This is a genomic window from Bacteroides sp. HF-4919 (assembly GCF_018860125.1).
Genome location: NZ_JAHKNF010000010.1, coordinates 152,052 through 164,769, shown reverse-complemented (window position 1 = coordinate 164,769; position 12,718 = coordinate 152,052). Strand labels below are relative to the sequence as shown.

The 12,718-nt window shown below is 48.5% G+C and carries 9 protein-coding genes; 3 read left to right on the top strand and 6 right to left on the bottom strand.

Annotated elements, in window-relative coordinates:
* Positions 1-232: 232 nt before the first annotated feature.
* Complete coding sequence (locus tag KO473_RS17390) at positions 233-991, bottom strand: 1-acyl-sn-glycerol-3-phosphate acyltransferase (RefSeq protein WP_005780232.1); 759 nt, start codon at positions 989-991, stop codon at positions 233-235.
* Between the two features lie 88 nt (positions 992-1,079).
* On the opposite strand from KO473_RS17390, the gene KO473_RS17385 reads away from it, so the two are divergent.
* A complete protein-coding gene (locus tag KO473_RS17385) occupies positions 1,080-2,312 on the top strand; it encodes an exonuclease SbcCD subunit D C-terminal domain-containing protein (RefSeq protein WP_122130643.1) in 1,233 nt (410 codons plus the stop codon).
* Between the two features lie 147 nt (positions 2,313-2,459).
* The gene (locus tag KO473_RS17380; RefSeq protein WP_122130644.1) at positions 2,460-5,423 is read left to right on the top strand and encodes an AAA family ATPase; all 2,964 of its coding nucleotides are present in this window, start codon (positions 2,460-2,462) and stop codon (positions 5,421-5,423) included.
* Between the two features lie 612 nt (positions 5,424-6,035).
* Here the strand turns inward: KO473_RS17380 and KO473_RS17375 are convergent.
* The 5 genes from KO473_RS17375 to KO473_RS17355 form a co-directional block, all read right to left on the bottom strand.
* Positions 6,036-7,802 (bottom strand): ABC transporter ATP-binding protein, encoded by a 1,767-nt coding sequence (locus KO473_RS17375; protein ID WP_122130652.1) that lies wholly within the window; start codon positions 7,800-7,802, stop codon positions 6,036-6,038.
* A 2-nt stretch (positions 7,803-7,804) separates the two neighbouring features.
* Entirely contained in the window at positions 7,805-9,529 is a 1,725-nt protein-coding gene (locus KO473_RS17370) for an ABC transporter ATP-binding protein (protein ID WP_122130645.1), read from the bottom strand.
* Positions 9,526-10,692, bottom strand: coding sequence for a metallophosphoesterase (locus tag KO473_RS17365; RefSeq protein WP_005823407.1), 1,167 nt, complete (start codon positions 10,690-10,692; stop codon positions 9,526-9,528). Before KO473_RS17365 ends, KO473_RS17370 begins: the two co-directional genes overlap by 4 nt.
* A 109-nt stretch (positions 10,693-10,801) precedes the next feature.
* Complete coding sequence (locus KO473_RS17360; RefSeq protein ID WP_005823406.1) at positions 10,802-11,386, bottom strand: hypothetical protein; 585 nt, start codon at positions 11,384-11,386, stop codon at positions 10,802-10,804.
* A gap of 3 nt (positions 11,387-11,389) precedes the next feature.
* Entirely contained in the window at positions 11,390-11,905 is a 516-nt protein-coding gene (locus KO473_RS17355; protein ID WP_005780219.1) for an RNA polymerase sigma factor, read from the bottom strand.
* Between the two features lie 185 nt (positions 11,906-12,090).
* Here KO473_RS17355 and KO473_RS17350 point away from each other — a divergent pair, with 185 nt between their 5' ends.
* Complete coding sequence (locus KO473_RS17350) at positions 12,091-12,498, top strand: DUF4440 domain-containing protein (RefSeq protein ID WP_005823405.1); 408 nt, start codon at positions 12,091-12,093, stop codon at positions 12,496-12,498.
* Positions 12,499-12,718 lie beyond the last annotated feature (220 nt).

The following is a 12,718-nucleotide window of genomic DNA, read 5'->3' as shown; positions in this document are numbered from 1 at the left end:
CAAATACTCTTTCCACCACAGAGGGCACAGAGCAACACAGAGAAGAAATGAAGTTATTGATTGGGGATATTCCTAAAATAAGAAAATTAAAGGCAACTGATTCATTGCGAGTTAGTTGCCTTTTTTGTATCTTTAAGCAGGGACATTTACTGAATATCCCTGCTTAAAGATACAAAAACTTTGTGTTACTCTGTGCTCTCTGTGGTGAATCCTGTTCATCGTTCAAAACCGTTTATAAGTCCTGGTCTTCATTCTTCACCATCCCTTTGAATTTATCGGGGAGTGCACTTTCTACAGCAGTATAGGCTTCTGCCATGGTAGCTTTAATGTTATCCGCTCCCTGACCTTTGGGGGGGATAGGGTCATGTATGGTCAGAATCATGCGGTGGCGGTGAATCCATTTGCCGGTTCGTGGCAGGATTTCAAAAGATCCGTCTATGGTCACAGGAACTACGGCAAGTTGGAGGTCGTCCGCCAGTTGAAAAGCTCCTTTCTTAAAATATCCCATATGCCCGGTGAAAGACCGTGCCCCTTCCGGGAAGACCACTAATGACACACCGTCCTTCAGAGAGTCTTTGGCCTGGCGAATGGTTTCAAGTACCTTCTTCGGACCCGACCGGTCTACGAAAATATGTCCGGCACTTTCGCATGCTTTTCCTACAAAAGGTATTTTACGTAGACTTTTCTTCATCATCCATTTAAAGTTACGTCCTAAAAAGCCGTAAATGAGGAAGATGTCGAACGAGCCTTGATGATTGGGTACGAAGATGTAAGAGGTCCTTCCATGTAGCTTTTCGCGTCCACGCACTTTTACCGGAATCAACAGGAAAAGGCAGATCAACTGTGACCAGATTTTCCCCGGATAATATCCCCAGATGTGGGCACCTCCCAATAATGAACCAATGATGGTGACAATCGCCGTGAGGATAGTCAATACTAACAAAATGGGCAATGCAATGCAGATTTGATAAATATAGTATAGTATCTTCATAATGATTTTGATTTTAGCTTGTGCAAAAATAAACAAAATAATATTGCTGTCCTGAATAATTGCTAACTTTGTTTCAAATTTCAATAGCATGATACGTATACTACATACAGCCGATTGGCATTTGGGACAAACCTTTTTCGGATATGACCGGACACAGGAACATGAACACTTTCTGGACTGGCTGGCCGGTGTCCTGACTAAGAACAAAATTGATGTACTGATTGTTGCCGGAGACGTTTTCGATGTTTCCAATCCGTCTGCCGCCTCGCAGCGAATGTTCTATCGTTTCATTCACCGGGTGACAACCGAGAACCTGGGATTGCAGTTGGTCATTGTAGCCGGAAACCATGATTCGGCTGCCCGGTTGGAGTCACCTCTGCCGTTGTTGCAGGAGATGAGGACAGAGATTAAGGGGATTGTCCGTAAGCAGGACGGAGAGATAGATTACAGTCATTTACTGGTAGAACTGAAGAATGAATCGGGGAGGGTAGAAGCTCTTTGCCTGGCAGTACCTTTCTTGCGGCAGGGAGATTATCCGGTGGTGGAGACTGAAGGCAATCCGTATGCGGAAGGAGTAAAGGAACTGTATGCCCGTTTGGTGGAATATGCTTTGAAGAAGCGGACGGACGGGCAGGCATTGGTGGCTGTCGGACACCTGCTGGCAACCGGTTCGGAGATTGCCGAAAAAGATCATAGTGAGCGCATCATCATCGGTGGTCTGGAGAGTGTATCGCCCGAGTCTTTTCCCGAACAAATTGTTTATACGGCTTTAGGGCATATCCATAAGGCTCAGCGCGTATCGGGAAGGGAGAATATCCGTTATGCCGGCAGTCCCTTACCTATGTCGTTTGCCGAGAAGCATTATCACCACGGAGTAGTAAAAGTGATTCTGGATGAAGGGTGGGCAGTCGAAATAGAGAAACTTGAATATACACCTTTGGTACGTTTGCTGAGTATACCCGCCAAAGAGCCAGCGGCTCCGGACGAGGTACTGGATGAATTGTGCAGACTGGAACTTCCGGAGAATGGACCGAAGCCCTATCTGGAAGTCAAGGTGAAACTAAGTGAACCGGAGCCGATGTTGCGGCAGCAAATAGAAGAAATACTGGAAGGCAAGCCGGTCCGGCTGGCCCGTATTGTTTCTTCTTACAGGCAGGCGGCAGAGGGGAGCGTGGAAGAAGAAGTACTGGCTGCCGGATTGCAGGAGATGAATCCCTTACAGATTGTGAAAGCAACCTTTGAGAACAGTTACCAGGCGGAGATGCCGGAAGAACTGGTAAAACTGTTTCAGGAGGCTTGCCGGACAATCAATTTAGAATGAATCAAATAGGAATTCACCACAGATTACCAGAGATTACACAGATCACCATTAGGATTCACACAGATCTTTTAATCTTTACTATCAACGAGATCATCTATTGATCTGTGTTAATCCGTGTAATCTGTGGTGAAAGCAAACCGAATAACCATGAAGATACTAACCATACGATTAAAGAACCTGGCTTCCATAGAAGGAACCTTTGAAATTGATTTCCAAGCCGAGCCTTTACGTTCTGCCGGGATTTTTGCGATATCCGGTCCTACGGGAGCCGGAAAATCGACAATACTGGATGCACTCTGTTTGGCACTGTATGATAAGACACCTCGCTTTTCCGCTTCGGTCGAGAGTCTTTATATGTCAGATATCGGTGAAAGTCGGGTGAATCAGGCCGATGTGAAGAATATCCTTCGGAGAGGGACGGGAGAGGGATTTGCCGAGGTTGATTTTTTAGGAGCGTCCGGACACTGTTATCGTTCTCGTTGGTCGGTACGCCGGACAGGAAGCCGGGCTAACGGTTCTCTGCGGTCGCAGACGATACAAGTGACCGATCTGACTGCCAATCAGGAACTGCAGGGAACGAGGAAAGAGTTGTTGGCACAATTGGTGACTTTGGTCGGTTTGACTTACGAACAGTTTACCCGTACGGTGCTGCTTGCCCAGAATGACTTCGCTACTTTCTTGAAATCCCGTGAGTCTGCCAAAGCCGAGTTGCTCGAGAAGCTGACCGGAACGGAGATATACTCCCGTATTTCCAGTGAAATCTATCTGCGTAGCAAAACAGCCGATGCAGAACTGAATCAGCTGAAAAGCAATGCCGCCCTGATCGAACTGCTTTCCGAAGAGGAAATCACTCTTCTACGGACCGAAAAAGAGAGTCTGACCAACCTTCGTGAACAGGGAAGTAAAACCTTGGTAGAATTGAATGCGCAACTATCGGTGCTGCATACTTTGAAGTTGCAACAGGAGCAGCGTGATAAGAAAGTGCAGGACATGCGGCTGGATGAAGAAAAAAGTAAGAAGCTCCGGGAAGAACACACACGCCAGTCCGACTATCTTATTCACTTCAGGGAACAGTGCGAAGCCGTGCAACCCGATCTTAGCCGGGCACGTGAACTGGATGTTCAGATCCAATCACTGGTCAGCCAATCTAAGCAGGCGGAGGAGATACTGCAAGGTGCTGAAAAGGCAGCGACTGCACAAGCCGATAAATTGCAATCTGTGCAGGGAACTCTGCATACTTCCTGCCATGCGTTGAAGAACCTGACGGGAGAGATCGATCTACCGGTTACGGAAGAGATGGGGCTGTTTCTTGAATCTGTTCGGAATAGGCTGAAAGAGCAGGAAGACCACCTTGCCATTCTTCAGAAAGAGAACGAAGAGCGTGTGAACCGTCTGAACGCTTTTGGGGTTGAAGCGGTGACCGACGAGCAAGCCCGATGGATACAGGAACAAACCCGTTTGCAGAATGCCCGCCAGCAAATGTTGGAATGGGGAAAGGCGAGGACAGAAGCCGAACGTCTGAAAGTACAGCAGGAAGAGGTGGTGCACAAACAAGAACAGATGCGGAAAGAAATGGCCGCTCTGACCACCCGGTTGGCGGAGAAGGAGACTGAACTGAAAGTGCTGCAACGCCTTTTTGAGAATGCCCGTATCGCGATGGGAAAGGACGTTCGGACATTGCGGCAGAATTTGCGTGAGAATGAACCGTGTCCGGTATGTGGGAGCATTGGTCATCCTTATAGAAACGAGGAGCAGGTAGTCCATACCCTGTATCATAACATCGAATTGGAGTATCAAACCGCATCTGGTGAGTATCAGCAACTAAATAACTGGAATATCGCCTTGAAACAGGATTTGCTCCATCAGACGGAACTGTCCGGACAGATAACCGTACAGTTGCAGGCGTTGCTCCAGGAGGTTGAACAGAAACGTCCTTCGTCGGAAGAAGAGCAGAATCCGGACTATTTTGAGAAACAACTGCATACCGTACAGGGGAAGCTAAATCTGCTCGCAGAGAAAATGCGCCAATACCAGCAACTCCATAAGGAATGGCAACAGCACGAGGAGCGGATCAGGACACTTCGCTCGGCTTGTGAGGCTTTGCGTGAAGGTGTAGCCCGCTGCCATCTGTTGATGCAGCAAGTTCTGGCTGCTAAAGAGCAATTTACGTTACTGAAAACGGCGGAGATGACTGCTCGGGAACAGTTCCGGGTGGTCAGTGAGCGGTTGATAACTCTCCGTCAGGAACGGGCTCCTCTGTTGAAAGGCAAATCTGTCGAGGATGCGGAAGCCGCTATTCGGAAAAAAGAGAAACAATTAAACGACTCCCTGGAACAGGTGCGCAAGGAGGGAGAAGAAGTCCAGTCGCGTATTTCCGGCATACAGGGAGAGATCAGGCAACTGAACAGTTCCATCGACGAACTGATGCTTCGGAAAGAACAGATAGCCGATCCGGAACATCTGCCGGAGACGATCGCCCGCCAGCAAGCAACCAATCAGGAGACGGAACGTCGTCTGTCCACCGTAGAGGCACGTCTTTTGCAACAGGAGCAAAACCAGAAGAAGTTGAAGCAACTGGAACAGGAACTGACCGAAAAACAGGAGACAGCCAACCGATGGGGAAAACTCAATAAGCTGATAGGCAGTGCGGACGGGACAAAATTTAAGGTGATTGCGCAAAGCTATACGTTGAATCTGTTGCTGATGCATGCCAACAAACATCTGTCTTATCTCTCGAAACGTTACCGTTTGCAGCAGGTGCCGGGAACACTCGCCCTGCAAGTGATCGACTGCGATATGTGTGACGAGGTGCGTACCGTCTACTCTCTTTCCGGCGGAGAATCTTTTCTTATCTCCCTGGCGCTGGCCCTCGGGCTGTCGTCTCTTTCGAGCAATAACCTGAGAGTGGAGTCACTTTTCATCGACGAAGGATTCGGTTCGCTCGATGCCGATAGTTTACGCACTGTGATGGAAGCTCTCGAGCAGTTGCAGATGCAAGGACGGAAGATTGGAGTTATCTCGCATGTGCAGGAGATGAGTGAGCGCATTGCCGTACAGGTACAACTCCATCGTGCGGCGAATGGGAAGAGTGCTATCACTTTGACAAATTGATAATTGGAAATCGTCAGGCTGCGTTTTTTCGGGGCGGACGGCGGGCTGAATGGAAAAAACGCCTTATTTTAGCTTTTCTGATTACCGGATGGAAAGAGAATTTTCGTGTTTGCCGGTAGAATGTAAGTGAGGCTCCGCAATCTCTTCCGTAACGTACGTAAGAAAGGAAAAACCGTGTCTTTTTATTGTTCGGGTAAACTCTTGTAAGGACTCATAACTGGAGAAAAAACAGGTCCGATAAGCTAAAAAAATGCTAACAACAGATGTAATGAACAAAAACAATAGGAGATATTTGAAAAAGAAGTAAGCATATTCCGAAAATGCTTACTTCTTTCGGACCGAATGCTTACTTCTTTTCCGGGAAATGCTTACTGCTTTTGCCGAAAATCCCGGCTCTTCATCTCTTCAACCCCGGCTCTTCACCTCCGTAAGACCGGTTTTCCGGCTTTTCTTCCCCTAATTTGCCGTTTTTTTAAGAGAGTCTGTTTGTAAAACAGCTTATTTCCTTTCTTAATGTATTCCTATCTGTCGTGATTCCTTTCTTTATGATATTCCCCCTGTCCCGGATATCGAACCCGGTTCTCCTCCGTATCCTCCTTTGTGGCGGATACTTTACTTGAACTGCTCTTCGTTCAGCGAGTAGTATTTTCCTTTCAGTGCGAGTAACTCCTGATGGCTGCCTTGCTCGATAATCTCCCCGTGTTCCAGCACCAGAATCGTATCAGCATTGCGGATGGTAGACAGGCGGTGAGCAATAATCAGGCTGGTGCGTCCTTGCATCAATTGGTCCAGTCCTTTTTGAATCAGTATTTCACTGCGTGTATCGATGTTGCTTGTCGCCTCGTCCAGCAGCAGGATAGCCGGATCGGCCACTGCCGCGCGGGCGATGTTCAGTAGCTGCCGTTGTCCCTGACTCAGGTTTGCCCCGTCATTTTCGAGTAGCGTGTCGTAGCCCTGTGGCAAACGTTTGATGAATGAATGGGCCGCTGTCAGCCGTGCAGCCGCCACTACCTCTTCATCGGTCGCGTTGAGGCGGCCGAAACGGATGTTCTCCCGTACCGTACCCGTGAAAAGATGTGTATCCTGCAATACAATGGCCATCGACCGGCGAAGGCTGTCACGCCTGATACGGTCGATGGGATGATTGTCGATGGTGATCTCTCCGGACTGAATGTCAAAGAAGCGCGGCAGCAGGTTCAGTATGGTTGTCTTTCCTGCTCCGGTAGCGCCCACCAAAGCTATCTTCTTTCCGGCAGCCGCATGCAGGGATACTCCTTTCAGGATGGTTTTTTCCGGACGGTAGCCGAAATATACATTCTTCAAGGCTACATCTCCTTTTGTTTTTTCGAGTGTGATGGCATCCGGCGCATCCTTCTGCTCCGGTGCTTCGTCTATGATCTCGAAGATGCGTTCGGCTCCGGCAATGGCTGCCTGTATGCTGTTGTAGAGGCTCGCCAGTTCATTGATGGGGCGTCCGAATTGCCGGGAATATTGCAGGAAAGCCGCCAGTCCGCCCACGTCGAACCCGCGGAAGATGGCCAGTAAGGCTCCCACGATGGTGATGATCACATAGTTCAGCGTATTCAGGTTTTGCATGACCGGCATCATCAGCCCCGAGTAGAATTGTGCCTTCAGCGATTTCTCCTTCAGGCTTTGGTTCAGTATCCCGAAATCCGTTTCCACTTTTTGTTCGTGTCCGAAGACCTTCACCACTTTCTGTCCGCTGATCATTTCTTCCACATAGCCGTTCATCATCCCCAATGACTCCTGTTGTGCTTTGAAGTATTTCCGGCTTCGTTTTACGATTCCTTTGGCGCTGAGGAACATCAGGGGGACGGTAATCAGTGTTACCGCTGTCAGTATCGGACTGATGAAGAGCATCAGACAGAAAATGCCCGCAACTGTCAGTGCGCTCGACAACATGTCGGACAGGCTGTCGGTCAGTGCGTCGCTGATACGGTCTATATCATTGGTGTACCGGCTCATGACATCTCCGTGCTGATGGGTATCGAAGTATTTGACAGGCAAGCGTTCCATCTTTCCGAACAGTTCTTCGCGTATCCGGGTTACGGTGCGTTGCCCGATCTTATTCAGCAGAATATATTCGATGTAAGTAGCCGCTACCCCTGTCAGGTAAATGCCTGCCAGTATCAGCAGGATGCGTACCAATCCGTGGAAGTCTCCCGGCAGGATGTAGTTATTGATAATCGGTCGGAGCATGTACGATCCGGTGAGATTGGCTGCGATGCTCACAACGATCAGTACACCGATTACGATCAGCAACCGTCGGTCGCAGGCCACGTATGATACCAGGCGGAGGAAAGTTTTCTTTCCCGCCTTAGGCTTTCCGCTGTATTTCAGATGATCTCCGTGTGCCATGGTCAGATAACGATTTGTTGTGAGTGATAGATTTCCCGGTACATCTCCGAGCATTCCAGCAATTCTTCCGGTGTTCCGATGGATTCTACCTCTCCGTCGTCCAGCAGAATGACCCGGTTGGCCGATTGCATGGTATATATGCGTTGCGTGATGATAAGCACCGTGGTATCGTGCAGCCATGCATTCAGGTTGTTCCGGATGCGGAGTTCTGTTTCAGAGTCTACGGCACTGGTGCTGTCATCCAGTATCAATATCTTGGGTTTACGCAGCAAAGCCCTGGCGATGCAGATGCGTTGCTTCTGTCCGCCGGAAAGGTTTACTCCGCCCCGTCCTAACTGGGTGTCATATCCGGCAGGCAGCGAGCAGATGAACTCATGGGCTTCGGCGGCACGTGCGGCCTCTTCGAGTTCTTCCTGTGTGGCATCAGGTTTTCCCCACCGCAGGTTTTCCGCAATGGTTCCCGTAAAGAGCTCGTTTTTCTGCAACACCATGCCGATGCGGGCATGAAGTTCGTGCAGGTTGTAGTCTTGTACGGGGATGCCGTCAATCCGTATTTCACCGGAACTGACATCATACAGGCGGGGGATCAGTTGTACGAGTGAACTTTTAGCCGATCCGGTAGCGCCTGCCACAGCCACCGTCTCGCCCGGACGGATGTGGAAACTTATGTTCCGCAGCACATCCGTCTCGCCTCCGCCATAACGGAAGCTGACCTTCTCAAAGCGAATCTCTCCCTTTTCGATCTGCCGGGTGCTCCGCATTCCTTCGGGCGTATCGGTCAGTGAAGGCTGTGTATCCAATACCTCCAGGATACGTTTCGATGACGCTGAGGCACGGGCATAAGTCATGATAATCATGGACAGCATCATCAACGACATCAGTACTTGTGCCAGATAGTTGACAAATGATATCAGTTCGCCCACTTTCAACTCTCCTGCCATCACCTTCTGCCCACCCATCCAAAGGATAGCGATGATCGACAGGTTCATCACCAGTTGCATCACCGGAAAAATGGCGACAATGATGTTGGAAGCGTGAATCACCGTGTCGCGCAGGCTCTCGCTCTTGTCCTTGAACTTGCGTGCTTCGAAGTCCTCCCGCACAAATGATTTCACTACCCGGATGTTGATCAGGTTTTCGCGTACCACTTCGTTCAGTTGGTCTACTTTCTGTTGCACTTTCAAGAAGAAGGGGAACCCTTTCCGCAGGATGAAGAATACACTGAAACCCAACACCGGGATGGCAGCCAGCAGGATGCCTGCCAGTTCCGGGTTGATACGTACCACGAAGAACACTGCCATGACGAGCATCAGCGGAGAGCGCAGCATCAGACGCATCGATACCTGGATAACTTGCTGAATGCGGCTGATGTCACTTGTCAGCCGGGTGATCAGTGAAGCCGTACTGAACCGGTCTATATCGAAAAAAGAGAGTTGTTGTATCTTGCCGAACAGCTTGGTGCGCAGGTCGGTCCCGAAACCGATGGAGGCTTGCGAAGAGACATATACATTGGCAATACTGAATATCAGTCCGACAATGGAGATAAGTACCATCTTTCCGCCTACGGCAGTAATGACGGAGAGATCCCGCTGCATCACTCCGTTGTCTATAATATCCGCCATGTACATCGGCTGAATGGTTTCGCACATTACAGACACGAGTACCAGTAGCGGACATGCCAGCAGACTTGCTTTGTAGCCTTTCAGTATTTGCCAGTATTTTTTCATTTATCCAGTGTAATCACGGTAATCTCCGGCCATGCCCCGAAACGGAAAGGCAGTCCGACGAATCCCATCCCTACGTTTACGTATAGTCCCCGGTTGCCTTCTTTGTACATGCCTCCCCATTCCGGATAGATCCAGGAAGCAGGTGAATGATGTCCGATGGCCAGCTGCATGGCATGCGTGTGTCCCGCCAGCATCAGGTCGATGTCCGATTCGGGCAACACTTCACGTCTCCAGTGTGTAGGATTATGACTTAATAACAGCTTGAACAGGCCGTTTGTTCCTGCCTGTGCCTTGGGCAAGTCACCGTGCTGTGAGAAAGGAGGTTCTCCTTCGTTTTCTACCCCGATCAGGGCGATGCTGTCGTTTCCGCGGTGCAGTAGAGTGTGCTCGTTGTTCAGTAACACCCAGCCCATGTCGGCTTGCCGTTTCTTCAGGTCGTTCAGGTTGTTTACCTGGTCGCGTTTACTTTTCCATCGATAGTAGGGGCCGTAGTCATGGTTTCCCAGGATGGAGTATACGCCGTCCCGGGCATGTAGTTGCGAGAGTATCTCTTCAAATCCGTCCAATTCTATGGCCCGGTTGTTTATCAGGTCACCGGTGAATACGATCAAGTCCGGCTTTTGCGCGTTAACCAGGTCCACCATCTGTTGCAGGCTCTTGGCATTTCCTTGCCAGCTCCCGATGTGTATGTCCGACAACTGGACAATGCGGTATCCGTTGAAAGCTTCGGGCAGGCGGGAAGAACGGAAGGTAACCTCTTTTACTTCAAAACGGTCTTTGCCCACCATCGAACCATAAAGTATCAGGACTGCGTTGAGCACGGCCAGTACCAGTCCGGTTGCTATAAAAGGAGTCCGGGGCCAGTGCAGCCATCGGTTGAACGGGCGTCCGATGATGGAACAGATCGTAAAGAGCAGTTTCGGAGAGGCAAACAAGAAGAAGACAACGGCGAAGCGTCCTATCCATAACGTATGTTGTTCGGCGTATTCATAGTTGGCAAAGAAAGCTAACGATACTACTCCCGCCATCAGGAAAAGAGTGGGGAAGAAGTAAAGGATTCGCCAAAAAAGACTTAGAGTCATTTGTTTGATAAATGTCCGGTAAATGTAAATGTCCGGCAATACAAGGATTACGATCAGAAAGCCTAAAACTCGTTGCAGCATATTTTCTTAGCTATGGGTTGAATAAATAAAAAGAGGCGTAGGATATGTCTCGGGGGGACTTGCGAACGCCTCTTCAAAGTTAGAGAGAATTTGTAAAGTACGGTTTAAGTTAAGCTGTATGATTTAATTCTTTTAACTCGTTTAGGTTCTTCTTTATTTCTTTTATATGTCTGAGGTTCCGGCGATACACCGACAGGCAGATTCCAAGTCCGACGGCCCACACGATCAGACTGCTGATGATTCCTGCAGCACCGTATTGCCAGACCTGTTTGTAGAAAGAGAAAAAGGTAGCCATCACAAGCAGGTAGAGTATGCCTATGATCCATTCGCGAACCATCCATCTGTGATATCGGTTGATACGGGAGATTACTGTGACCAGAGGCATTTCATCTATCCGGGTCCGTCCCAGGTAATGGGCGGAATACAAATCCCAGCAAAGGGCCGGGATGCACAGGAAGAGGGCGATCCAATAATAAAAGTCCGTAAGTGCATCATCACATATCCAGAAGATCACTGCCAATGCCAGTATGCCGATTGCGGCAAAACGCAGCTTTCTGTTGAACCGTTCTATGCTGTTAATGTTGTTCCGGGTGCGTCCCAACAATTGTTTCATTTCTTCTTCCTTGATGAACTCCTTGCCTTTGAGGTGTTCATCCAGTGCGTTCCACGATTTCTTCAGATCATCCAGTTCCATATCTTATTCCTCCTTTTTCATCTTTTTTAGTTTGTCTTTAATCCGGCTCAGCTTGGTTGCTACATTGGTCACTGTCAGTCCGGTAATTTCCGAGATTTCCTCGTAACTTTTCTCTTCCAGATAAAGCAATATGATCGACTTATCCAGTTGTCCCAGTTGATTGATCATCCGGTACAGTTGCCGGAGCATTTCCGTCAGTTCGTCTTTTTCTTCCGTCAGCCAGTCGGCTTCGCGGGTGAGTGCCACGATTTCCGGAATGTTTTTCTCTTTGCGGATAAAGCTGATGCAAGTGTTCAGTGCGATCCGGTAAATCCAGGTCGAGACTTTGCACTCTTTCCGGAATCTGGGATAAGCCTTCCACAGATTGAGAATCACTTCCTGATAAAGATCGCCGAGTGTGGCGTGCTGGGTGGTATAAAGATAGCACACCTTGTAAATCACCCGCTCGTACTCCCTGACTACGGAGAGGAACTCTTGTTCTACGGGTTCGTTGGCTTGCGGCGGACTGGTGGGGTTCATTGTCTTCTTTTCGGGATTACTTTTGTATGGTTAGTCGCAAAGGAAAGGAAATAATCACAAAATAAAAGCGGAAATTAGTGGGAATTTGGACTATTTCCGGATATTTATTATATTTGGAAACGATAAGAATCTGTGGGTGACGGAGTTTGTCAAGTATGAAACGTTTTAAATAAATCCGTATTTTTATGACTGGATGTACAAGTATGGCTTCAAATAGCGAGGACCTGAAGGCCTTTATTTTATCTTTGGAAGAACAAGCTCTGAAGTTATGGAATCGTGGAAACCCGGATGGGTTTATAGAACTGTCATCTGATGATGTTGTCTATATCGACCCCGCTTTCAAAAACAAACTGGAAGGTAAAAAGGCTCTGGAAGAGTATTATAACAGCATTCGGGGAAAAGTCGAGATTGACAGGTATAAAATGATAGAACCCACTGTATTGCTGTCATCCGATGTCGCTGTTCTGGCATATGATTATGAAGCTTATAGAGATGACCGGACATTCAGGATGCATTGTACGGAAGTATTTAAACTGGATTCGTCTGAACAGTGGAAAATCATACATACCCATTGGTCTTTTTGTCCTGTCTGATAATGGCGGACAGAATGGGAATGGCCGGATCTTTTCCCTACAGGAGGATGCCGGGATATTGAGTCCCATAATATCCCATCCATACCTGAATCATGCTTTCTTCACAACAGTTTGTCTCTGTATCTTTGTAATACTTCTTTCGGATATGTAGTTTTGTCACGTCTTCTTGTATGTTACTGGAAGAGAGGACAGAGGTACTTCGGATTTGTTTGGAATCAAA